Origin of the sequence: Kitasatospora sp. NPDC001527, from assembly GCF_040298605.1 — a bacterium.
Classification (GTDB): Bacteria; Actinomycetota; Actinomycetes; order Streptomycetales; family Streptomycetaceae; genus Kitasatospora.
On the sequence record NZ_JBEPAM010000011.1, the window covers coordinates 25,870 to 49,052 of the forward strand.

Annotated in this window: 19 protein-coding genes; 11 read left to right on the forward strand and 8 right to left on the reverse strand. The window is 72.7% G+C overall.

What is annotated here, in order from left to right; all coding sequences use genetic code 11:
• Nucleotides 1-290: 290 nt before the first annotated feature.
• Together ABT238_RS14225 and ABT238_RS14230 are read left to right on the forward strand one after the other, a co-directional pair.
• The gene (locus tag ABT238_RS14225; RefSeq protein ID WP_350563210.1) at nucleotides 291-947 is read left to right on the forward strand and encodes a papain-like cysteine protease family protein; all 657 of its coding nucleotides are present in this window, start codon (nucleotides 291-293) and stop codon (nucleotides 945-947) included.
• A gap of 8 nt (nucleotides 948-955) precedes the next feature.
• Nucleotides 956-1,816, forward strand: coding sequence for a hypothetical protein (locus tag ABT238_RS14230; RefSeq protein ID WP_350563212.1), 861 nt, complete (start codon nucleotides 956-958; stop codon nucleotides 1,814-1,816).
• A 67-nt stretch (nucleotides 1,817-1,883) separates the two neighbouring features.
• On the opposite strand, the gene ABT238_RS14235 is transcribed toward ABT238_RS14230, so the two are convergent.
• Nucleotides 1,884-2,540, reverse strand: coding sequence for an acyl-CoA-like ligand-binding transcription factor (locus tag ABT238_RS14235; protein ID WP_350563214.1), 657 nt, complete (start codon nucleotides 2,538-2,540; stop codon nucleotides 1,884-1,886).
• 8 nt (nucleotides 2,541-2,548) lie between these two features.
• Complete coding sequence (locus ABT238_RS14240; RefSeq protein ID WP_350563216.1) at nucleotides 2,549-4,114, reverse strand: MFS transporter; 1,566 nt, start codon at nucleotides 4,112-4,114, stop codon at nucleotides 2,549-2,551.
• A 307-nt stretch (nucleotides 4,115-4,421) separates the two neighbouring features.
• Between ABT238_RS14240 and ABT238_RS14245 the strand changes: the two genes are divergently transcribed.
• The gene (locus ABT238_RS14245; RefSeq protein ID WP_350563218.1) at nucleotides 4,422-4,949 is read left to right on the forward strand and encodes a hypothetical protein; all 528 of its coding nucleotides are present in this window, start codon (nucleotides 4,422-4,424) and stop codon (nucleotides 4,947-4,949) included.
• On the opposite strand, the gene trhA is transcribed toward ABT238_RS14245, so the two are convergent.
• Nucleotides 4,920-5,594, reverse strand: coding sequence for a PAQR family membrane homeostasis protein TrhA (trhA, locus tag ABT238_RS14250; RefSeq protein WP_502884200.1), 675 nt, complete (start codon nucleotides 5,592-5,594; stop codon nucleotides 4,920-4,922). The genes ABT238_RS14245 and trhA overlap by 30 nt on opposite strands.
• Before the next feature lie 284 nt (nucleotides 5,595-5,878).
• Between trhA and ABT238_RS14255 the strand changes: the two genes are divergently transcribed.
• On the forward strand, nucleotides 5,879-7,720 hold the full coding sequence (locus ABT238_RS14255) for a phosphoenolpyruvate carboxykinase (GTP) (protein ID WP_350563222.1): 1,842 nt from the start codon (nucleotides 5,879-5,881) through the stop codon (nucleotides 7,718-7,720).
• A 157-nt stretch (nucleotides 7,721-7,877) separates the two neighbouring features.
• Here ABT238_RS14255 and ABT238_RS14260 read toward each other — a convergent pair whose 3' ends face one another.
• Nucleotides 7,878-9,092, reverse strand: a complete 1,215-nt coding sequence (locus tag ABT238_RS14260) for a pyridoxal phosphate-dependent aminotransferase (protein WP_350563224.1) — start codon at nucleotides 9,090-9,092, stop codon at nucleotides 7,878-7,880.
• Nucleotides 9,093-9,384: 292 nt separating this feature from the next.
• Between ABT238_RS14260 and ABT238_RS14265 the strand changes: the two genes are divergently transcribed.
• Nucleotides 9,385-10,101 carry a prepilin peptidase gene (locus ABT238_RS14265; RefSeq protein WP_350757576.1) on the forward strand — a complete coding sequence of 239 codons (717 nt, stop codon included), beginning with the start codon at nucleotides 9,385-9,387 and terminating at the stop codon, nucleotides 10,099-10,101.
• Between the two features lie 150 nt (nucleotides 10,102-10,251).
• Here the strand turns inward: ABT238_RS14265 and ABT238_RS14270 are convergent, their stop codons facing one another.
• A complete protein-coding gene (locus tag ABT238_RS14270; RefSeq protein WP_350563228.1) occupies nucleotides 10,252-11,871 on the reverse strand; it encodes a chitinase in 1,620 nt (539 codons plus the stop codon).
• 422 nt (nucleotides 11,872-12,293) lie between these two features.
• On the opposite strand from ABT238_RS14270, the gene ABT238_RS14275 reads away from it, so the two are divergent.
• The 4 genes from ABT238_RS14275 to ABT238_RS14290 all read left to right on the forward strand — a co-directional run bounded on the left by ABT238_RS14275 (nucleotide 12,294) and on the right by ABT238_RS14290 (nucleotide 17,784).
• Nucleotides 12,294-13,088, forward strand: a complete 795-nt coding sequence (locus tag ABT238_RS14275) for an isoprenyl transferase (RefSeq protein WP_350563230.1) — start codon at nucleotides 12,294-12,296, stop codon at nucleotides 13,086-13,088.
• Between the two features lie 251 nt (nucleotides 13,089-13,339).
• On the forward strand, nucleotides 13,340-14,674 hold the full coding sequence (phoH2, locus tag ABT238_RS14280) for an RNA 5'-3' helicase PhoH2 (RefSeq protein WP_350563232.1): 1,335 nt from the start codon (nucleotides 13,340-13,342) through the stop codon (nucleotides 14,672-14,674).
• Nucleotides 14,675-15,138: 464 nt separating this feature from the next.
• Entirely contained in the window at nucleotides 15,139-15,897 is a 759-nt protein-coding gene (locus ABT238_RS14285; protein WP_350563234.1) for an aggregation-promoting factor C-terminal-like domain-containing protein, read from the forward strand.
• A gap of 411 nt (nucleotides 15,898-16,308) precedes the next feature.
• On the forward strand, nucleotides 16,309-17,784 hold the full coding sequence (locus ABT238_RS14290) for an AI-2E family transporter (RefSeq protein WP_350563236.1): 1,476 nt from the start codon (nucleotides 16,309-16,311) through the stop codon (nucleotides 17,782-17,784).
• Between the two features lie 81 nt (nucleotides 17,785-17,865).
• On the opposite strand, the gene ABT238_RS14295 is transcribed toward ABT238_RS14290, so the two are convergent.
• A complete protein-coding gene (locus ABT238_RS14295) occupies nucleotides 17,866-18,408 on the reverse strand; it encodes an alkyl hydroperoxide reductase (RefSeq protein ID WP_350563238.1) in 543 nt (180 codons plus the stop codon).
• Nucleotides 18,409-18,411: 3 nt separating this feature from the next.
• Complete coding sequence (locus ABT238_RS14300) at nucleotides 18,412-18,963, reverse strand: peroxiredoxin (RefSeq protein ID WP_350563240.1); 552 nt, start codon at nucleotides 18,961-18,963, stop codon at nucleotides 18,412-18,414.
• Between the two features lie 192 nt (nucleotides 18,964-19,155).
• Between ABT238_RS14300 and ABT238_RS14305 the strand changes: the two genes are divergently transcribed.
• Complete coding sequence (locus tag ABT238_RS14305; protein ID WP_350563242.1) at nucleotides 19,156-20,109, forward strand: LysR substrate-binding domain-containing protein; 954 nt, start codon at nucleotides 19,156-19,158, stop codon at nucleotides 20,107-20,109.
• Nucleotides 20,110-20,118: 9 nt separating this feature from the next.
• Here ABT238_RS14305 and ABT238_RS14310 read toward each other — a convergent pair whose 3' ends face one another.
• Nucleotides 20,119-20,742, reverse strand: coding sequence for a TetR/AcrR family transcriptional regulator (locus tag ABT238_RS14310; RefSeq protein ID WP_350563244.1), 624 nt, complete (start codon nucleotides 20,740-20,742; stop codon nucleotides 20,119-20,121).
• A 187-nt stretch (nucleotides 20,743-20,929) separates the two neighbouring features.
• Here ABT238_RS14310 and ABT238_RS14315 point away from each other — a divergent pair, with 187 nt between their 5' ends.
• On the forward strand, nucleotides 20,930-23,128 hold the full coding sequence (locus ABT238_RS14315; protein WP_350757580.1) for an MMPL family transporter: 2,199 nt from the start codon (nucleotides 20,930-20,932) through the stop codon (nucleotides 23,126-23,128).
• Nucleotides 23,129-23,183: the final 55 nt, after the last annotated feature.

Sequence of the window (23,183 nt, forward strand, 5' to 3'; positions counted from 1 at the left end):
GCCTCCTCGGGTGGCGGACGGGGCCGGCCCCGTCCGGCGTGTGCTGTGCGGTGGGCCCCGGTCGGTCGTGAATATTCACACGGGGAGGGGGGTTTGTCACCGGTCCCGACGTCCTGGGCGGGGGTTCGGAGGCCGGCGTTCACAGCGCGGCGGGTCCGTTCACACCCGGGTGGGCGGGCGTCCGGGGGCCGTTGACCGGCTGTGCCGGCGGCGCGATGCTCGGTGGCGCGATCCGGACCGCACCCCCACACCTCTCGACTCCTCTGCCTGTCGCAAGGAGGACAACCCCCATGTCCGTCACACGGATACGCCTGCGCCGCGCCGTCTCGGTGCTCGCGCTCGGCGTCCTCGGTCCGGCGCTCAGCGTCGCGGCCGTCACCCCGGCCCAGGCCGCCCCCACGGCCGAGGCCCCTTCGCAGCGGGTGCGGCCCGCGGGCGCCGCGGGTGCCACGGCCGATCTGGCCGGCACCTCCAAGAAGCTCGACATCACCATGCAGCAGCAACAGCAGAGCAACTGGTGCTGGGCGGCGAGCGGCAACACCATCGCCACCTGGTACGGCTACTCCTACAGCCAGAACCAGTTCTGCAACGCCGCGTTCGGCCGCTCGACCGGCTCCAGCTGCCCCAACAGCCAGGCCACGCTGGGCGATGTGCAGAACGCCCTGAGCTGGATCGGCATCAACCCGGGCTCGTACGTGTCCGGGTACCTGCGCTACAGCACGGTGCAGACCGAGGTGAACGCCGACCGGCCGGTCGAGACCCGGATCCAGTGGAGTTCCGGCGGCGGCCACATGCACGTCCTGTACGGGTACGACACCGGCAGCAACTGGGTCTACTGGGGCGACCCGTGGCCGTCCAACTACCGCTACAACTGGGCGGACTACAACTACTACGTGTCGAACGGCACGTTCTCCTGGACCCACTCCCTGTACCGGATCGGCGCGTGAGGGGCGACATGAGCAGCACGCACAAGGCCGCGGTCGTCCGCGGCGCGGCGGCGGTCCTGCTCGCCGCCGGTCTGGGGCTGGCGCTCGCGCCGGCCGCCTCCGCCGCCGGTCCGGCCGGTCCCGCCGGGGTGCCCGAGCCGGTGCCGGCCGCGGAGCTGGCCCAGGCCCGCAGCGCGGTGCAGAGCCCCGCGGTGCTCGACCAGGTGGGCCGCTTCCTCGCCGGCAAGGGACAGCCGCCGACCGGTCCGGCCGGCCGGCTCGCCCCCGGGGCGGCCGAGCCGGAGGCGCCGGCCGCCGCCGCGCCCCGGCTGGCCGGGGACACCGTGCCGGTGTACACGCTGGACGCCGCCTTCGTCTCCGGCACCCCGGGCGCGCCGGTGGCCCGGGCCGAGTTCGCCGCCAGCCGGGTGGTCGCGGCCGACGGCCGGGTCGCCTCGGTCTGGACGGTGAGGCAGGACGGCGGCTGGCGGGTGGTCAACATCGCCACCGGCGGCGACGAGGGCGACTACGCGGCGCGCGCCGCGCAGGGCGGTGGCGGGACGGCGTTCCGTGAGCCGCAGATCAACGCCTGGTACGTGCTGCGGGACGGCCGGGTGCTGCCGCTGGACGACGAGGCGCGCCGCTCGGTGGGCGAGGCCGGGGTGAGCCTGGCCGCGTACCAGGGCCTGGTCCGGCAGCGGTACGGCGACAAGCTGCCCGGCTCGGCGTACGACCGGGCGGGCCGGGGCGGCGGCTACGAGCCCGCCGCCGGGCCGTCGGCGGGCGGCACCGCGCTGCCGGCCGTGACGGCCGCCGCGGCCCTGGGCGCCACCGCGCTCGCGGGCGCGGGTGTGGCCCTGCGGCGGCGGACGTCCCTGCGGCACGGGTAGCGCGCAGGGGCACCCCCTCGGGGGCGTGACGGTCGGAACCCCGCCCGTCACGCCCCTCCCGCATGCGCTACAGGCCGGTGAAGCCGTCCTCCAGGATCGCGAAGGTGCGGTCCACCAGATCGGCGATGTCCTCGGCGCCGTCGCCGTCGGCCCAGTGCAGCACCGCCTCCGTGGTGGCGGCGCCGATCGCGGCGGCGGTGATCCGCATCTCGAAGGTGGGCTCCTGGAGGCCGGCCCGCCGGGTCAGCACGGAGAGGTACAGCCGCTGCGGCTCGTTGCCGGTTTCGATCATCCGGGCGCGCAGCGCGGGGACGTCCTTGGCCAGCCGCATCCGGACGAGCAGTTCCTCGCGCTCGTGCTCCTGCAGTTGCCGGATCAGCCCGATGACGGCCTCCCGGCAGGAGTGCAGAAACGGTTCCCCGGAAGGCCTGGCGAGCAACGCGTCGATCATCGCCGGGTCGTACTCGTCGGTGAGGACGAGGTCCTCCTTGGTGGCGAAGTACCGGAAGAAGGTGGACGGGGAGACCTCGGCGGCGGCCGCGATCTGGTCCACCGTCGTGTTCTCGTACCCCTGTTCGGCGATCAGCCGGTACGCCTCGCGCCGGATGGCCTGGCGGGTCTTCAGCTTCTTGCGCTCGCGCAGCGACAGCGGCGCCTCCAGCATCGCCTGGATCGGGTTGCCCGGTCCGGTCGGAGGTGCCGTTGCCGGCCGCGTTGCGTTCATGTCTTCGATTATCCGCGATCGGCGGCGGGCACCGCGGTGGCCCCGGCGGGCGGCCCGGCCGGTTCGACGGCGGGCATCCGCAGCGCGACCAGCACCGCCGACAGCACCGCGATCACCCCGGAGACCAGCAGCACCACCGTCATCCCGTGCACGTAGGCACCGTGCGCGGAGGCGGACAGCGCCGGATCGCCGGCCGCGGCGGCGACCGCGTCGGCGGCGACCACCGACCTCCCGGCCTGCTCGGCCGTGCCCGCCGCCAGGGCGCCGGTGTCCAGCGCGCCCCGGTAGGCGTTGGCGAGCAGGCTGCCGAAGACGGCCACCCCGATGGCCCCGCCGACCTGGCGGAAGGTCTGCAGCAGGCCGGAACCGACACCGGCCCGGGCGGGCGGCAGCGTGAGCAGGGCGGTGGCCTGCGCGGTGATGAGGGACAGGCCCATGCCGACCCCGAGCAGGGTGAGCCAGAGCGCGGCGAGGCCGTAGCCGTCGGAGACCCCGGTGCTGCTGCCGATGAGCAGGGCGCCGGCCAGCAGGGCGAGGCCCAGGGCGATCACCGTCCGGGGGCTGGTCCGGGCGACCAGCTTGTCGCTGAGCCGGGCGGCCACCATCAGGCCGAGCATCATCGGCATCAGCCGCAGACCGGTGCCGAAGGCGTCCGCGCCGAGGACGCTCTGGAAGTAGAGGGGAAGCACGAAGAACGCGCCGAACAGGACCAGGGACACCAGTGTCGCGGCCACCGTCGACCAGCGGAAGGCGGCGTCGGCGAGCAGCGACAGGTCGAGCATCGGGTCCCGCTGCCGCCGGCTGCGCAGCACCAACAGGGTGAGCGCGACCAGCGCGCCGCCGACGGTGCCGAGCACCACCGGGTCGGCCCAGCCGCGCTCGGGGCTCTCGATGATGCCGTAGGTGAGCGCGGCCAGCCCGCCGGCGCCGAGCAGGGTGGCGGGCACGTCGATCGGGGGCGCGGCGGGGTTGCGGGTCTCCGGCAGCAGGACGGCGCAGGCGGTGATCCCGATCGCCACCAGCGGCAGGTTGATCGCGAAGATCGCGCCCCACCAGTAGTGCTGGAGGATGAAGCCGCCGATCAGCGGGCCGAGCGGGGTGCCGACGGCCAGCGCCGCGGCCAGGATCGCGGTGGCGCGCCGCTGCTCGCCGGGCGGGAAGAGGCCGGGGATCACCGCCATGGACATCGGCATCACCAGCGCGCCGGCCAGACCCATCGCGGCGCGGGCGGCGATCAGCGTGGCGGGGCTGTCGGCCAGCATGCCGATCGCCGAGGCGAGGCCGAACAGGGCGAGGCCCAGGGTGAGCGTGAAGCGGCGCCCGAAGCGGTCGCCGATCAGCCCGGCCGGGAGCATCACGGCGGCGAAGACCACGGTGTAGGAGTCGACGATCCACTGCTGCTGGCCGGTGGTGGCCTGGAGCTGGGAGGCCAGCGTGGGCAGGGCCACGTTCAGGACCGTCATGTCGAGGCTGATCACCAGGACGCTCAGCGCGACCGCGACCAGCGCGAGCCAGCGCCGTGGGTCCGGGCCGGGCGGGGCCGCCGCCTGGTCGTCGGTGGGCGGAGTGGGCACGGGTACCTCCGGAGACCTGTGAAGGGAGTCTCTGTCAAATGACAGTAACTCCCAAAAGATGGTCACCGTCAATGCCGGGAGGCGTCGGCCAATCGTCACGCTCCGTGATGTGTCCTGGAAGTGCGCGTTCCGCACGGGGAATTGACGCAACGTTGATCTGTCGTTCGCCGCTTTCGGGCGGCTTCGGGTGACTGACGGTAGATACGATGTGGCCGTCGGTCAGTGCGGACCGGCGCGTGCCGAGAGCGGAGAAGGGGTGGGGCGGCAGGGGCCGACCACAAGCCCGGCGCAGGAAGGGGAAGCCGTCATGGCCGTTCGGGAGTCGGGTGCCCAGATCTGGGGCGCCGCGGTGGTGGTGGGCTCGGCGCTGGCCGTGGTCGCGGCCTATCTGATCCACGGCGCCGCGCTGGTGCTGGTGGTCGCCGGGATCGAGGTGCTGCTGCTGATGGTCTACGTGGGCCGGCGCTGGCGGCTGCTCCATCAGGCGCCCGAGCCGGACCGCCGCTCGGCGCCGCGCGGGCACCGGACGGCCGCCGGCACGGTGGACGCCGCGCACTGCGAGCGCTGCCGGCGGGCCAGGGCGGCGATCGACGCGCGGCAGGCCGGGCGGCCGGTCCACGGCCGGCACCTCCACGAGCGCTTCGACCGGCTGCACGAGGACCGGCCGCGCGAGCGGCGGTACGACGGGTCGCACGAGCGCGCGCCGCACGACCGGGTGCACGAGCACCAGGTCCGGGAGTGGACGGCGGAACGGGCGGCCGCCCGGTCGCACGACCGGCCGACCGCCCGTCACGGGGCGCCGGGCTCAGCCGGCCGCGCTGTAGGCCACCAGTGAGACGCCGACGTACTGGGTGATGAAGGCCCCGAGGGTGAAGGCGTGGAACACCTCGTGGAAGCCGAACCAGCGCGGTGAGGGGTTGGGCCGCTTGAGCCCGTACACCACGCCGCCGATGCTGTAGAGCACGCCGCCGACGATCATCAGCACCAGGACCGCGACGCCGCCGGTGCGCAGGAAGTCCGGCAGGAAGAACGCGGCGGCCCAGCCCAGCGCGAGGTAGACCGGCGTGTAGAGCCAGCGCGGCGCGCCGACCCAGAAGACCCGGAACGCTATCCCCGCCAGGGCTCCGCCCCAGACCGCCCAGAGCAGCACCTGCCGGGCGGCGCCGTCCAGCAGCAGGATGGTGAACGGCGTGTAGGTCCCCGCGATGATCAGGAAGATGTTCGCGTGGTCCAGCCGGCGCAGGATCGCGTCCCCGCGCGGCCCCCAATGGAAGCGGTGGTAGACCGCGCTGACCCCGAAGAGCAGCCAGGCGCTGACGGAGTAGATCGCGCACGCGACTCTCGCGGGCCCCGGTTCGGCCAGGCAGATCAGCACGATCCCGGCGGCCACCGTGGCGGGGAACATTCCGGCGTGCAGCCAGCCGCGCCACTTGGGCTTGCTGTCGGCACGCTCCGTGATCTCCAGGAGCTCAGCAGTCATGAGCGGCATGCTACCCGCTACCTACGACTCCGTAGGTTACCGATCCGTAGGAAGTGGCGCTCATCACGACTTGGACGTTTTGGAGTATTGGGAGGGCGGTCGGCGGGCGCCGGGAGGTGCTGAACCCGCTGCCCTACTGGCTGGTAATCATCCGTACTGTAGTAAAAGATGCGTCAACTCTGCCGTTGTGCCGTGTTCGAGGCGTAGGCCCGGAGCTACGCTGCAAGCACCCTCAACCCCCGCTACGCCGTCTCCCCGCCGGGATGGCGTGAAACGGAGCGATCGTGTCGAACGAGAACTCGGCTGCTCTCAGCGCCGCGCCCACCCGTCACCAGCGCCTGCTGGCGTGGGTGGACGAGATCGCGGAGCTCACCCAGCCGGACCGCGTCGAGTGGTGCGACGGTTCCGAGGAGGAGTACCAGCGCCTCGCGGACCTGCTTGTCGCCCAGGGCACTTTCAAGAAGCTCAACGAGGAGAAGCGACCCAACTCCTACTACGCCGCCTCCGACCCGTCGGACGTGGCGCGCGTGGAGGACCGCACCTTCATCTGCTCCGAGCAGGAGAAGGACGCCGGCCCGACCAACCACTGGAAGGCTCCCGCCGAGATGCGCGAGATCTTCCAGGGCGAGCAGGGCCTGTTCCGCGGCGCCATGAAGGGCCGCACCATGTACGTCGTGCCGTTCTCGATGGGCCCGGTCGGCTCCCCGCTGGCCGCGTACGGCGTCGAGATCACCGACTCCGCCTACGTCGCCGTGTCGATGCGCGTGATGACCCGCATGGGCCAGGCCGTGCTCGACCAGCTCGGCGAGGACGGCGACTTCGTCAAGGCGGTGCACACCGTCGGCGCCCCGCTCGCCGAGGGCCAGGCGGACGTGCCGTGGCCGTGCAACAGCACCAAGTACATCTCGCACTTCCCGGAGACCCGGGAGATCTGGTCCTTCGGCTCCGGCTACGGCGGCAACGCCCTGCTCGGCAAGAAGTGCTACGCGCTGCGCATCGCCTCGACGATGGCCCGCGACGAGGGCTGGCTGGCCGAGCACATGCTCATCCTGAAGCTCACCCCGCCGGCGGGCCCCGCGGGCGAGGCGGAGCCCAAGTACGTCGCGGCGGCCTTCCCCTCCGCCTGTGGCAAGACCAACCTCGCGATGCTCCAGCCCACCGTTCCGGGCTGGAAGGTCGAGACGATCGGCGACGACATCGCCTGGATGCGCTTCGGCGCCGACGGCCGCCTGTACGCCATCAACCCGGAGGCGGGCTTCTTCGGCGTCGCGCCCGGCACCGGCGTCGACACCAACGCCAACGCGATCGACACCCTCTGGGGCAACACCGTCTTCACCAACGTCGCGCTCACCGACGACGGCGACGTCTGGTGGGAGGGCCTCACCGACGAGAAGCCGGCCCACCTGACCGACTGGCGCGGCAACGACTGGACGCCGGAGTCCTCGACCCCGGCCGCCCACCCGAACGCCCGCTTCGCCGTCCCGGCCGCGCAGTGCCCGACCATCGCCCCCGAGTGGGAGGACCCGGCGGGCGTGCCGATCTCGGCCATCCTGTTCGGCGGCCGCCGCGCCACCGCCGTCCCGCTGGTGACCGAGTCCTTCAACTGGCAGCACGGTGTCTTCCTGGGCGCCAACATCGCCTCCGAGAAGACCGCCGCCGCCGAGGGCACCGTCGGCGAGCTGCGCCGCGACCCGTTCGCGATGCTGCCGTTCTGCGGCTACAACATGGGCGACTACTTCGCCCACTGGCTGAAGGTCGGCGCCCAGGCGGACGCCGCCAAGCTGCCGAAGATCTACTACGTGAACTGGTTCCGCAAGAACGCCGACGGCAAGTTCGTCTGGCCGGGCTACGGCGAGAACAGCCGCGTGCTGAAGTGGGTCGTCGAGCGCCTGGAGGGCACCGGCGAGGGCGTCGAGACCCCGATCGGCGTGCTGCCGACCGTCGAGGGCTTCGACCTGGACGGCCTGGAGCTGTCCAAGGAGGACCTCGACCTGCTCTTCACCGTCGACGCCGACATCTGGCGCCAGGAGGCCGCGCTCGTCCCGGCCCACCTGGAGCTGTTCGGTGACCACACGCCCGCCGCGCTGTGGGACGAGTACCGGGACCTGGTCGCCCGCCTCGGCTGAGCCTGAGCCTCAGCAGGAGCGGTAGAGAGGCCGGTGCGCTGCACGAACCGCGCACCGGCCGGCGACAGGACGGCCGGAGCCCCGACGGACGATCTTTCCCCGACCAAGGAGATCGTCCGGACCGGGACTCCGGCCGTAGCGCTTTTCCCGCGGCTGCTCAGGGCTGGGTGTAGCCGCCCAGGAACAGGCCGATCCGGGTGACCGCGTCGGTGATCTCCTCCGCGCGCGGCAGGGTGACCAGCCGGAAGTGGTCCGGCTCGGGCCAGTTGAAGCCGGTGCCCTGGACCAGCAGGATCCGCTCGGCCCGCAGCAGGTCGAGCACCATCCGGGCGTCGTCCCTGATCTTGAAGACCTTGGGGTCCAGCCGGGGGAAGGCGTACAGCGCGCCCTTCGGCTTCACGCAGCTGACCCCGGGGATCTCGTTGAGCAGCCGGTAGGCGGCGTCCCGGGACTCCAGCAGCCGGCCGCCGGGCAGGACCAGGTCCTTGATCGACTGCCGTCCGCCGAGCGCCGCGGCCACCGCGTGCTGGGCCGGCATGTTGGCGCACAGCCGCATCGAGGCGAGCACGGTCAGGCCCTCGACGTAGCTGCGGGCCCGGTCGCGGTCGCCGGAGAGCACCATCCAGCCGGAGCGGAAGCCCGCCACCCGGTAGGCCTTGGACAGGCCGTTGAAGGTGACGCAGAACAGGTCGGGCGCCAGGCTGGCGAGCGGGATGTGCTCGGCGTCGTCGTAGAGGATCTTGTCGTAGATCTCGTCCGCGTAGATCACCAGCCGGTGCCGGCGGGCGATCCCGACCAGCCCCTCCAGCACCTCGCGCGGATAGACCGCGCCGGTCGGGTTGTTGGGGTTGATCACCACCAGGGCCCTGGTCCGGTCGGTGACCTTGGCCTCGATGTCGGCGAGGTCCGGGTACCACTCCGACTGCTCGTCGCAGCGGTAGTGGACGGCGGTGCCGCCGGCCAGCGAGACCGACGCCGTCCACAGCGGGTAGTCCGGGGCCGGGACGAGCACCTCGTCGCCGTCGTCCAGCAGCGCGGTCATCGCCAGCTGGATCAGCTCGGAGACGCCGTTGCCGAGGAAGACGTCCTCGACCGTCAGGCCGTCCAGGCCGCGCTCCTCGTAGTGCATCACCACGGCGCGGCGCGCGGCGAGCAGCCCCTTGGAGTCGCCGTAGCCGTGCGCGGTGGAGAGGTTGCGCAGGATGTCCTGGAGGATCTCCGGCGGCGCGTCGAAGCCGAAGAGCGCGGGATTGCCGGTGTTGAGCTTCAGGATGCGGTGGCCCTGTTCCTCCAGCCGCATCGCCTCGTCGAGCACCGGACCGCGGATGTCGTAGCAGACATTGGCGAGCTTGCTGGACTGGATGACCTGCATGCCTGCCTACTTTAGGGGCACGAACGGGCGGTTGGGCGCGTGCGCCGGGCCGCCCGCCGGACCGCCCGGACGCCGGGGTTCCGCTACTCCTTCGATCGGGAGGCGGATGCCGTCGCCCGCCTTCCGGATCGGCGGCCGGGCGTCCGCAACCCCGCCGAAGACGAGGAGGCGCGGGCGGGGTGCCGTCCGGAACGAGACGGACGGCACACTGCTGTGCGGTGCCCCGGTTCCGTGGCGCCGTGGTGACGTGGTGACGTGGTGCCGTCGGTCGGACGCGAGGAGGGGGCGAGCCGTGATCGCGAGCGCGCTGGGAGCGGTACTGGCCGGGCTGCTGGCGGCGCCGGCGCTGCGCGGCCTGGTGGTGCGGTACACCGTGCCGGAGGGTGAACCGTGGTGCCTGGCCTGCCCGTCCTGCGGGCGGGAACTGCGCGGCCTGCCGCCCACCGGGCGGTGCCCGGGCTGCCGGAGGGGCCTGGGCCCGGGCCCCTGGCGGGTGGAGGCGGTCACCGCCGCCGCGGCGGCCGCCGCGCTCGCCGCCGCGCACCCGGCGGACGCGCTGCTGCTGCTCTGGCTGGCCGGGCCCGGCGTGGTGCTGGGCTTCACCGACGCCCGGGTGCACCGGCTGCCCTATCCGCTCACCTGGACGCTGGCGGCGGGTCTCGCGCTGCTGCTGACGGCCGTGCAACTGGTCGAGGGCGACCCGGGGGTGCTGCCGCGCTGCCTGCTGGTGGCGCTGGCCGCCGGGGCGCTGTTCGAAGTCCCGGTCCAGCTGGGCCTGGTGGGCGCCGGTGACACCGTGCTGGCGCTCGGCCTCGGCGCGCTGCTCGGCCGCTACGGCTGGACCGCCGCCTTCGCCGGCCTGGTCGCCTTCGTGCTGCTGGCCGGGCTCTGGTCGGTCGGCGTCCTGCTGACCGCCCTGGTGCGCCGCCGTCCGGTGCGCGGCCGGGAGGTGCCGCTCGGCCCGTTCCTGCTGCTCGGCACCCTGCTGGCGGTGCTAGGCCACTCCTGAGCCGGTCACTCCTGAGCCGGCTGCTCCCGAGCCGGCCGGGGCGGGCGGAACGGCCCCGGAACGCGAACGGGCCCGCCGTACCGGTCAGGTACGACGGGCCCGCCGCCGACGCGCAGGCTCCACCCTCAAGGAGCGGCGCGCCGGGGGGAGTTACGGCATCTGGTGGACGAACGGGCCGACCGTGTTGGCGAAGGCGTTCCCGTTGACGGAGTCCCAGTTGGTGGACCAGGTCATGGCGCCCCGGATGGTCGGCCACTTGGCCGGCGGGACGAAGCTGCCGCAGTTGTTGCCGGTGGCCAGGCAGTCCAGCGCGTTGTTGACGACGCTCGGCGCGACGTAGCCGCCGCCGGCCGCCTTGCTGGAGGCCGGGACACCGATGCCGACCTGGTCGGGCCGCAGACCGCCCTGGATGTGGGTGCAGATCTGCGAGGTGATGAAGTCGATGGTGCCCTGGGTGTAGACCTTGCCGTCGCAGCCGTTCATGCCGCCCGAGTTGTAGAACTGGGTGTTGACGACGGTCAGGATGTCCTTGGTCTTCAGCGCCAGCTGGAAGTAGGAGCCGGCGGTGGAGTACATCCCGATGGTCTCCGGGGCCATCGTCAGCACGAAGCTCGGGCCGATCTTGGCCTGCAGGGCGTGCAGCGCGTCGGCCAGGTAGGTCGGGTTGAGGCCGTTCTCCAGGTCGACGTCGAGGCCGTCGAAGCCGTAGTCCTTGATCACCGCGTAGGCGGTCTCGACGAAGGCGGACGCGGCGGTGGCGTCGTTGATGTGGATGGCGCCGTTCTGGCCGCCGATGGAGATGATGACCTTCTTGCCGGCCGCCTGCTTGGCCTTCACGTCAGCGCGGAACTGGGCGTCGGTGTAGCCGCCGAGGCCGGCCGAGAGCTCCGGGTCCAGCTTGAAGGTGATGGCGCCGGCGCGGTTGGCGACAGCGTCGGCGAACGACACCGCGATGATGTCGTACGCGCCCGGGACGTCGCTCAGCTTCTGGAGGTTGTTGCCCTTGTTGTCGAAGTTGTGCCAGTAGCCGGTGATGGCGTGCTTCGGCACCCCGGTGCTCGGGTTGCCGGTCGGCGTCGCGGTGGGGGTCACCGTGGGCGTCGCGGTCGGGGTGGGGGTGACCGTCTGGGTGGGGGTCGGGGTGACGGTCTGGGTCGGGGTGACCGTGGGCGTCACCGTCGGGGTGACGGTCGGGGTGGGGGTCACCGTCGCCGTCGGGCTCGGGGTGACGGGGCCGCCCGGGCCGCTCAGCACGACGTCGTCGGCGAGGAAGGCGCTCTGGCCGTACCAGCCGTGCAGGTAGACGGTGACGCTCTTGGCGCTCGCACCGGTGGTGAAGGTGGTGGAGAGCTGGTTCCAGCTGTTCTGGTTGGACCAGACGCTCGGGTCGGTGCCGCCGGTGCCGCGCGCCCCGAGGTAGGTGTACGGGCCCTGGACCCAGGCGCTCAGGGTGTAGCTGGTGTTGGGCAGCACGCTGATGGTCTGGGTGCACTCGGCGGTGTCCGCCGCGCCCGGGGTGGCCTGCAGCGCGCCCGAGCCGGAGTGGACCGGCGTGGTGACGGCGCTCGCGGCACCGGTGCAGACCCAGCCGCCGAGCGAGCCGTCGAAGCCGCCGTTGGCGACCAGGTTCCCGGCCGCCGCGTTGGCGCCGCCGGCGAAGAGGGCGAGGCCGGTGCCGGCCAGGGCGAGGGCGGTGGCGCCCGCGGCGAGGGCCGGGACGGGGCCGCGGCGGCGCTTGTGCGCCACGGGCCGGTTCAGCGTACGGGCCATGGAGGTGCGCTCCTGTGGGGGAGGAGCGGCCGCCGCGGTGGGGGGCGCGGCGGCCGCGTGTGGGGGAGGGCATTGCGTCCGAAGTACTGCCTTGACGAGGGCGGGTCCGGTGTTCTGTTCCGCCCTGGGAACAAAAGCTGGACTAGACCATTGGGGGTCGTCAAGCATTGAACCGTCGGCTTACGGATTCCTTAAGGAATCGGAGACCGTTCCGTATCCGGCCCCCGGCCGTTCCCCGGAGCGTCTCCGGGGCGCCGCGTCGGCTCGATCAGGCCACCTGGGGCGCGCCCGTCGCGACAGACTTCGCACAGGACCGTGACCCTCCCGCGACCTGCGGCTTTCCCTGCCGCCACGACGCGGGAGTAGGCTGCGCCGGGGGTTCTGAAGCACCCGGTGAAGTGAGTACGGAGGGGCCGAAAACCATGGGTCTGCGCGATGTCGTCGAACGCACGCCTGGTCTGCGCGTCCTGCTGGACGGGATGTACGGCCTCTACGGTCGCCGGGTCGAGGTGCACCTCGCCCGCACCCCGCACCACATCGGCGTGATCCTCGACGGCAACCGCCGCTGGGCCCGCGCGACCGGTGGGTCCACCGCGGACGGCCACCAGCGCGGCGCCGACAAGATCAGCGAGTTCCTCGGCTGGTGCGACGAGACCCACGTCAAGGTCGTCACCCTGTGGATGCTGTCCACCGACAACCTGGACCGCCCGGCCGACGAACTGGTCCCGCTGCTCGGCATCATCGAGGACGCGGTCACCAACCTGGCCGCCGCCCGCCGCTGGCGGATCAACCCGGTCGGCGCGCTGGACCTGCTGCCGCAGCACACCGCCGACGTCCTGAAGCGGGCCGCCGAGCAGACCGCCGGCATCGAGGGCATCACGGTCAACGTGGCCGTCGGCTACGGCGGCCGGCACGAGATCGCCGACGCCGTCCGCTCGCTGCTCCAGGAGCACGCCGGCCGGGGCACCTCGATCGAGGAACTGGCCGAGGTCCTGGACGTCGAGCACATCGCCGAGCACCTGTACACCAAGGGCCAGCCCGACCCCGACCTGGTCATCCGCACCTCGGGCGAGCAGCGGCTCTCCGGCTTCCTGCTCTGGCAGAGCGCGCACAGCGAGTTCTACTTCTGCGAGGCGTACTGGCCGGCCTTCCGCAAGGTCGACTTCCTGCGGGCGCTGCGCGCCTACGAGCAGCGCAACCGGCGGATGGGTCTCTGACCGGGCGGTGGAGCGCTCCCGGGAGACCGGGCCCGGCGGTCCGGCGTGCCGGATTGACCACCGTAGGGGCTGGCCTACCCGGCGGCCGGGCGAGGCCAAACGTTCACCCGCAATGATCCGTCAGTTCTCCGAGGGCGCGAATGCACCGCCCCCCGCCTGGGAATACTCCGATCAGACCGGCCCCGAGGCCACCGGGGCAGCGGGGGCCGGCTTGCCGCGGATGACGCAGGGTCATCCGCCCTGGAGGCCTAGTGGTCAGTTCCAAGAGCCGCCGGACACCAGACCGGCGCACGTACGTTCTCGACACCAGTGTGCTCCTGGCGGACCCGCTCGCCATGAGCCGTTTCGAGGAGCACGAGGTCGTCCTCCCCGTGGTGGTGGTCACCGAGCTGGAGGCCAAGCGGCACCACCCGGAGCTGGGGTATTTCGCCCGCCAGGCGCTGCGACTGCTCGACGACTACCGGATCCGCCACGGCCGCCTCGACGAGCCGATCCCGGTCGGCGAGCTCGGCGGCACCATCCGGGTGGAGCTCAACCACTCCGATCCGTCGATACTGCCGGCCGGCTACCGGGCGGGCGGCGGCGAGGCCGACACCCGGATCCTGGCGGTGGCCCGCAACCTGCAGGCCGAGGGCTACGACGTCACCGTCGTCTCCAAGGACCTCCCGCTGCGGATCAAGGCGTCCTCGGTCGGCCTGCTCGCCGAGGAGTACCGGGCCGAGCTGGCGATCACCTCGGGCTGGACGGGCATGGCCGAGCTGCACGTGCCCGCCGACGACGTGGACGCCCTGTTCGCGGCCGGCCATGACGCCGGGGTGGACGTCGACGGCGCCGCCGAGCTGCCGGTGCACACCGGACTCGTGCTCACCTCCGAGCGCGGCAAGGCGCTCGGCCGGGTCGCCGGCGACGGCCGGGTCCGGCTGGTGCGCGGCGAGCGCGAGGCGTTCGGCCTGCGCGGGCGCAGCGCCGAGCAGCGGGTGGCGCTGGACCTGCTGCTCGACCCGGAGGTCGGGATCGTCTCGCTGGGCGGCCGGGCCGGCACCGGCAAGTCCGCGCTGGCGCTCTGCGCCGGCCTGGAGGCGGTCCTGGAGCGGCAGCAGCACCGCAAGGTGATGGTCTTCCGGCCGCTGTACGCGGTCGGCGGGCAGGAGCTCGGCTATCTGCCGGGCACCGAGACGGAGAAGATGAGCCCCTGGTCCCAGGCGGTCTTCGACACCCTCTCGGCGGTCACCACCCCGGACGTGATCGAGGAGGTCATCTCGCGGGGCATGCTGGAGGTCCTGCCGCTCACCCACATCCGCGGGCGTTCCCTGCACGACGCCTTCGTGATCGTGGACGAGGCGCAGTCGCTGGAGCGCAACGTCCTGCTGACGGTGCTGTCCCGGATCGGCCAGGGCTCGCGGGTGGTGCTCACCCACGACGTGGCGCAGCGGGACAACCTCCGGGTGGGCCGCTACGACGGCGTGGTGGCGGTGGTGGAGAAGCTGAAGGGGCATCCGCTCTTCGCGCACATCACGCTGACCCGCTCGGAGCGCTCGCCGATCGCGGCGCTGGTGACGGAGATGCTGGAGGACGTGAACCCGTGACCGGTTGATGCCGGACCATCCGGAACATCCGGACAATCACGGACAAAAGCGTCAATTCCCGGCGCGGGGCCCGTTCCTGAGGGGGCGGGCCCTGTCCCTTTCATCACATCGAGTGCTGTGTGTCCGGCGAACGCCGGTTCGGTGAATGTGACGCCCGCCACGCAACAGGGAATTGCGTCGACAGGTCCCCGTGCGGCATGGTGAGGGTTCTGTCAGGCCCCGCGTACGGCATGGCAGGGCTTCCGGGAGACCGGGGGTCCGGCCCGGACGATCCGCCAACTCCGGTCGGTGGATGCACAATTGAAAACCGCTCGCCGTACGCCGCCCGATCGCAACGCCCGGTCGCCTCACCCCGGCCGGACGTCGGGTCAGTACCTCCCGTGACCGGCACCGTACGGAGGGCAGCGCCAAGGGGCATGTTGCGCCCGCACGGTCACGCGTGGGCGATGCTGGAAGGAATCCATGTGACTCGGATCTCGGTCCGGGGAGTTGCTGTCGCCTCCGCCACCGCCGTCACCGCTGTCGGTGCCGTCGTGGGCATGGCCTCGGGCAGCGAGGGCAAGACGACGCAGACGGTCGACGTCGCAGGCGCGACCCTGCTTGCCGAAGTCCCCTCCGGCGCCCAGGCGCAGACCATCAGCGACAACATCGGCACGCAGGCATCCGCCCAGCAGGCCGCCGCCGACGCCGCCGCCAAGGCCGCCGCCGAGCAGAAGGCCGCCGAAGAGGCCGCCCGCCAGCAGGCCGCCGCCGAGGCTCAGGCCAAGGCCGACGCCGCGGCCAAGGAAGCCGCGGCCAAGGCCGAGGCGGAGAAGGCCGCGAAGGCCGCCGAGGAGAAGCGCAAGGCCGACGAGGCCGCCGCCAACCGCTCCAAGGCCCGCTCGGCGATGGCCGCCACCGACAGCTCCGCGCCCGCCCCGGTCTCGGTCAGCCCCGGTTCGGTGCAGGAGCTGGCCCAGCAGATCGTCGGCAACGACGCCCAGTTCCAGTGCTTCAGCAACATCGTGAAGCGCGAGAGCGGCTGGAACTACACCGCCACCAACAAGAGCTCCGGCGCGTACGGCCTGGTCCAGGCGCTGCCCGGCTCCAAGATGGCCTCGGCCGGCGCCGACTGGCGCACCAACCCGGCCACCCAGATCAAGTGGGGCCTGAGCTACATGAACAGCCGCTACGGCAGCCCCTGCGGCGCCTGGTCGTTCTGGCAGTCGCACCACTGGTACTAGGAACACCGCCGCGGCCCCCGGTCACGCTTCCGCCGTGACCGGGGGCCGCGGCGTTTCCCGTGCGCGGGCGGACCGCGCCGCCCGGGCTGCGCTGACCAGTGCGCCCGCGGGCGGTGCGGTCCTGGGTGCGGACGCGGGGACGGGGAGGGGTCCTGGTAGCTCCCCGCACCGGCCGGTCCGCCGACAGTCGGCTCCTGGTTTCCCGACCGACTCCTCCCCGCTGTCCGATGCCTGAAACCACCCGGGACATGCTGTTTTGCCCCGGAATCGGCCCCCGAGAAGTCCGCACGGATCACGGCCGGGAGCGGACTCACCGCCCCGCGGCCGGGTAGCGTCTTCCTGACGGCCGTGGCGGGACCCACGGCGTGCCGCCGCACCGGGCGGCTCCGGCGGGGAGAAGTGGTAGCGAGCATGGCGCGGGGCGGAAAGGCCTTCAAGGCCGTGGCCAAGGGCATGGCCGTGGTGGCGAGCGCGGCCGCCGTGATCGAACGGCGACGGCGGGCCGCGATGGCGGCCGACTTCCACGAACCGCCGCTGTCGCCGCTGCCGGCCGACCCGCTGCCGGCCGACCCGCTGCCCGTCGATCCGCTGCCCGTCGATCCGCTGCCGGGCCCGCGGACCGAGGTGAGCCTGCCGCCCGCGGCCCCCGTCGTCCCCGGCCCCGTCCTTGCCCCCGTTCCCGCGCCCGCGCCCGCTCCCGCGCCGTCGTCCCCTCCGCCTCCTGCCCCGGCGTCCTCGCACGGCCACTTCGGCCGGCCCGCCACCCCCGCCGAGGCGGTGCCGTGGGGCCTGCGGGTCGCCGCCGAGTCCACCTGGCGGCTGCTGCTGCTCGGTGCCGCGCTGTACGTCGTCTTCTACATCGTCGACATGCTGCGGCTGGTCGCCTTCGCGGTGCTCGCCTCGCTGCTGATCTCCGCGCTGCTGGAGCCCACCGTCTCCTGGCTGCGCCGCCACGGCGTCCCGCGCTCGCTGGCCGCCGGCGGGGTGTTCATGAGCGGACTGGCCGGCATCGGGCTGGTCGGCTGGTTCGTGGTCTGGCAGGTGACCACCAACCTGGAGACCGTCACCAGCAAGGTCAAGGCCGGTGTCGACCAGCTGCGGGACTGGCTGATCACCGGGCCGCTGCACCTGACCGAGCAGCAGATCACCGACTTCGCCAACCAGATCACCAAGGCGATCAGCACCAACACCGAGCAGATCACCTCGGCCAGCATCACCGGCGCGCAGATCGCCGTCGAGGTGCTGACGGCCGTCCTGCTCGCCTTCTTCACCACCTTCTTCCTGCTCTACGACGGCGAGCGGATCTGGAACTGGGCGCTGCGCGGGCTGCCCCGGCACTCCCGCTACGCGATGGCCGGCGCCGGTCCGAAGGCCTGGGCCACGCTCACCGCGTACGTCCGCGGCACCGTCTGCGTGGCCTTCATCGACGCGGTCTGCATCGGCACCGGCATCCAGCTGCTCGGCGTGCCGATGGCCCTGCCGCTCGCCGTGATCATCTTCCTGGGCGCCTTCGTCCCGCTGGTCGGTGCGCTGGTCACCGGGACGGTCGCGGTGCTGATCGCGCTGGTCACCACGACGCCCTGGACGGCCCTGATGGTGCTGGTCGTGCTGATCGCCGTCCAGCAGATCGAGGGCCATGTGCTCCAGCCGCTCATCCTCGGCCGCGCCGTGCGCGTCCACCCGCTCGGCGTCGTCCTCGGCGTGGCCGCCGGCTCCATCATCGGTGGCATCGGCGGCGCGATCGTCGCCGTCCCCCTGATCGCCGTCACCAACACCGTGGTCACCCACCTCCGCCGCCGCAACGAGGCCGGCCAGGCCGTCTTCACCGCCCTCGAAGCCGCCCGCGAAGCCGCCGCCCGCCCCCACGCCTCACCCCCGGCCCGCTGACCCGCGGTTCCGGGGACGCGGACGGGCCCCTCGCCGGGACTCGGGGAGTCCGGGGGAGGGGCCCGTACGGGGTGGTGCGGGTCAGGCGGTGACGGTCGCGAGGGCGGCCTCGGAGTCGAGGACGCCGGCGACGGCCTGGAGCACGGCGGCGATCTTCATCGAGGCCTGGACGACCTCGCGGTCGACGCCGGCCTTGCGCAGCACGGCCTCGTGCGAGTCGAGGCACTGGCCGCAGCCGTTGATCGCGGAGACCGCGAAGCACCAGAGCTCGAAGTCGGCCTTCTCGACGCCCGGAGTGCCGATGATGTTCATCCGCAGACCGGCCCGCATGCTGCTGTACTCCTTGTCGGAGAGCAGGTGCAGCGTCCGGTAGTAGACGTTGTTCATCCCCATGATCGCGGCCGCGCCCTTGGCGGCGTTGTACGCCTCCGGGGAGAGGTTGGCCTTGGCCTCGGGCTCCAGCTCGCGCAGGACGGCGGGGCTGCGGGTGGCCATCGCGCAGGAGAGGACGGTGCCCCACAGCTGCTGGGCGGGGAGGTCGGAGTTGCCGATGACCGAGCCCAGGTTGAGCTTGAGGTCCTTGGCGTAGTCCGGGAGGGCGGACTTCAGGTCGTCGAGGGCCATGGGTCAGCCCGCCAGCAGGGCCTGGGCGTCGAGGGTGTCCTCGCCCTTGTTCCAGTTGCACGGGCACAGCTCGTCGGTCTGCAGGGCGTCCAGCACCCGCAGGACCTCCTTGGGGTTACGGCCGACGGAGCCGGCGGTCACCATGGCGAACTGGATCTCGTTCTCCGGGTCGACGATGAAGACGGCGCGCTGGGCGGTGCCGTCCGCGTTCTCGACGCCGCAGGCGCGCATCAGGTCGTGCTTGATGTCGGCCAGCATCGGGAACGGCAGGTCGTTGAGGTCCTTGTGGTCCTTGCGCCAGGCGTGGTGCACGAACTCCGAGTCGCCGGAGACGCCGAGGATCTGGGCGTCACGGTCGGCGAACTCCTCGTTCAGCTTGCCGAACGCGGCGATCTCGGTCGGACAGACGAAGGTGAAGTCCATCGGCCAGAAGAAGACGACCTTCCAGCCCTTCTGGTCCTCCGAGGTGTAGTCCTTGAACTCCAGCTTGTCCGCGGACGGCCCTTCCACGCCCTTGAGGTTGAAGGCCGGGAACTGGTCACCGATCGTGAGCACGTTCGCATCTCCTGAAGTGAGGCTGAGGGGAGTTTGTCCGGTTTGCGGAACGGGTTCCACCATTCCACATCGTGGACTGATCAGGGAAATAGCTACAATCGATGTGTCTGATCGGAGAGAGTTATCAACAGCCCCACGCCCCCGTCCCGCCCCGTCCGTCGCAGGGCCCCCGCCCGTAAACCCGACGCGACTGTGGCGAACGCCACCCCGCGCAGCCCCCGGACGCCCACGGTCGCCCAGCTCAAGGCCTTCGTGGCGGTGGCCGAGCACCGGCACTTCCGGGAGGCCGCGGCGGCCAGCGGAACCAGTCAGCCGGCGCTCTCCGGGGCGGTCGCGGCGCTGGAGGAGTCGCTGGGCGCGCAGCTCGTCGAGCGTACGACGCGCCGGGTGATGATCACTCCACTGGGGGAGCGCGTGCTGGAGCACTCGCGCCGGGTGCTCGCCTCCCTGCAGGCCCTCACCGAGGAGGTGGAGGCCGCCCGCCGCCCGTTCACCGGGCCGCTGCACCTGGGCGTCATCCCGACCGTCGCGCCCTACCTGCTGCCGACCGTGCTGCGGCTGGTCCGCGACCGCTACCCGGAGCTGGAGCTGCACGTCCACGAGGAGCGGACGCCCTCGCTGCTGGAGGGGCTGGCCGCCGGGCGGCTGGACGTGCTGCTGCTGGCGCTGCCGGCCGGCGGCAGCGCGCCGACCCGGGACATCCCGCTGTTCGACGAGGACTTCGTGCTGGTCGCCCCGCCCGACCACGAGCTGGCCGGCCGGGTCGACGTGCCGCGCGACGTGCTGCTCGACCTGGACGTGCTGCTGCTGGAGGAGGGCCACTGCCTGCGCGACCAGGCGCTGGACATCTGCCGCGAGGTCGGCGCCGACCCGGCCGGCTCCACCACCCGGGCGGCCGGCCTGTCCACCCTGGTGCAGCTGGTGGCCGGCGGCCTCGGGGTGACCCTGCTGCCCGCCACCGCGCTGGACGTCGAGGCGGGCCGCGCCGACCGGCTGGCCGCCGTCCGCTTCGCCGCGCCCGCGCCGGGCCGCCGGATCGGCCTCGCCACCCGGCCGGGTTCGGCCCGCAGCGCCGAGTACGACCGCTTCGCCGTCACCCTGCGCGAGGTCCTGGCCGAACTGCCGGTCAGGATCGTCGAACCGTAGGGGCCGCGCTCAGGGGGTGGCGGGGGCGCCGAGGCAGAGGCCGACCGTGGTGGCGACCAGCAGGTCGAGCGCCCGGCGGGACTCCTCCTCCGGGTCCTCGCCGGCGGCCTTGAGGACCAGGTAGCGGTCGGTCAGCCCGTTGAAGCCGGCCAGGAAGTACAGCGAGATCTCGTGGGCCGGCAGCGCCGGCTCCTGCCCGTGGGCGGCGGCGAGCGCGGTGAGGAGCTCGGCGGCGGTGGCCTCGATCTCGTGCTGGAGCGCCCGCATGATCTCCTGCAGGTCCGGGTCGCGCAGCGCCATCGCGGCGAACTCGGTGATCAGCGAGCACTTGCCGGGCTCGCCGACGGCGCTGTCCCACAGGGCGTGGACCATCGTGCGGACCTGCTCGGCGAACGGGCCCTCGTCCGGCGCGGACGCCCGCACCTGGCCGATGAACTCGGCGGTCAGCTGCTCGACGACGGCCCGGTAGAGGTCCTTCTTGGTGCCGAAGGTGTAGTGCACCGTCGCCTGCGCCACGCCCAGCTCGGCCGCGATGGCGCGGGTGCTGCCGGCGGCCACGCCCTCGCGGGCCATCAGGTCGATGGCGGCCTGGATGAGTTGGGGGCGCCGTTCGGCGGCCGGGACATGTGCCATTGGGCCAGGGTATCGCCATGTTCAAACAACCGGATCGAATGATTGCGTCAGACGTTCTCGTCCATTGACTTTGTCACGTGACAAAGTTGCGCGTACGGTGGTGCGGACGACCGAGTCCGGCGCTCACGTCCGAACGGGACGGTCCGACCGGACGACCTGCCCGAACGACCCGACCGAAGGTGCACGCATGGCCACGTACCTGTACCGCCTGGGCCGCCTCTGCTTCCGCCGCAGGCGTACCGTGCTCGCCGTCTGGCTGGCCCTGCTGATCGCCGTCGGCGGCGCGGCGGCGGCGCTCGGCGGCTCGACCTCCGAGGAGTTCAAGGTCCCCGGCACCGAGGCCCAGGCCACCCTGGACCGGATCAAGGGCACCTTCCCCGACCAGGCCCACGGCTCCGCCCAGGTGGTCTTCGCCACCGAGGCCCCCGGCGGCATCGCCGCCCCCGAGAAGGCCGCGGCGGTCGGTGAGGCGGTCACCCGGATCGCCGCCGTCCCGGGCGTCGCCGGTGTCCCCGACCCGTACACCACCGGGGCGCTCTCCCCGGACGGCGAGGTCGCGCTGGGCCTGGTCTCCTTCGACAGCGTGCTCGGCGACATCACCGACCAGCAGCGCGACGCCGTGCGGGAGGCGGCCGAACCCGCCCGCGCGGCCGGGGTCACGGTGGCCTTCGGCGGCGACGCCTACAACGAGATGGCCCAGGTCGAAGGCGGCGAGGTGGTCGGCCTCATCGTCGCCGGGCTGGTCCTGGTGATCACCCTGGGCTCGCTGGTCGCGGCCGGGCTCCCGCTGGTCACCGCCCTGATCGGGGTCGGCATCGCGATGGCCGGCGTGATCACGCTGGCGGGCTCGTTCGAGATCATCTCCACCGCGCCGGTGCTGGCGCTGATGGTCGGCCTGGCGGTCGGCCTCGACTACGCCCTGTTCATCGTCTCCCGGCACCGCCGCCACCTCACCGAGGGGCTGGAGCCGGAGGAGGCCGCCGCCCGCGCCAACGCGACCGCCGGCAGCGCCGTGGTCTTCGCCGGCCTGACCGTCGTCGTCGCCCTGGCCGGCCTGGCCGTCGCCGGCGTGCCGTTCCTGACCGTGATGGGCCTGGCCGCCTCCGGCGCCGTCGTCGTCGCGGTGCTCGTCGCGATCACCCTGCTGCCCGCCCTGCTCGGCTTCGTCGGCCGCGGCATCGACCGGCTGCCGGTCTGGCGGGGCGCGCTGCGGACCACCGGGCGCACGACGCTCGGCGAGCGCTGGGCCGGCTTCGTGGTGCGCCGCCCGCTCGCCGTCCTGCTGGCGGGCCTCACCGCGCTGGTCGCGCTCGCCGTGCCCGCCGCGAGCCTCACCCTCGGGCTGCCCGGCGGCGGCTCGCAGGCCAAGGGCACCGACGCCCGCACCGCGTACGACCTGGTCGACCGGAGCTTCGGCCCCGGCTTCAACGCCCCGCTGGTGGTCGTCGTCGACGCCGCGGACGCCGCGCAGCCGGAGCAGGCGGTGCAGGGCGTGGCGGGCCGGCTCGCCGCGCTGCCCGGGGTGCAGACCCTGCTCCCGCCGCAGCTCGACCAGCCGAGCCGCACCGCGCTCGTCCCGGTCATCCCGAAGAGCGGCCCGGACGACGCCGACACCCGGCAGCTGGTCACCGACATCCGCGACCAGCGCGACGCGCTCAAGGCGGAGACCGGCGCCCGGATCGACGTCACCGGCACCACCGCCGCCAACATCGACGTCTCCGCCAAGCTCGCCGACGCGCTGCCGCCGTTCGTCGCGGTGATCGTGGGCATCGCGCTGGTGCTGCTGGCGCTGGCCTTCCGCTCGGTCCTGGTGCCGCTGAAGGCGGTGGCGGGCTTCCTGCTCTCCATCACGGCCTCGCTCGGCGCCGTCGTCGCGGTCTACCAGTGGGGCTGGCTGGACGGTCTGATCGACGTCCCGAAGGTCGGCCCGGTGGTCAGCTTCGTGCCGATCCTGCTGATCGGCGTGCTGTTCGGGCTGGCGATGGACTACGAGCTGTTCCTGGTCTCCGGCATGAAGGAGCGCCACGCGCACGGCATGGCGCCGCGCGAGGCGGTGGTGGCCGGGGTGCGGGACGGCGCCCGGGTGGTCACCGCGGCCGCGCTGATCATGATCGCGGTCTTCGGCTCGTTCGTCTTCGGCCACGACCCGATCGTCCAGCCGATCGGCTTCGCGCTCGCGGTGGGCGTGCTGGTGGACGCCTTCGTGGTGCGGATGGCCCTGGTGCCGGCCGCGATGGCGCTGTTCGGCCGGGCCGCCTGGTGGTTCCCGAAGAGCCTGGACCGGGTGGTGCCGCGGGTGGACATGGAGGGCGAGCAGCTGATGGCCCGGCTGGAGTCCGACGGGAGCCGCGTCGCCGCGGACACGAAGGTGCCCGAGCGGGTCTGACGGCTCCGGAGGTCAGGACGGGGGCCGCCCCGGCGCGCGAGCGCCGGAGCGGCCC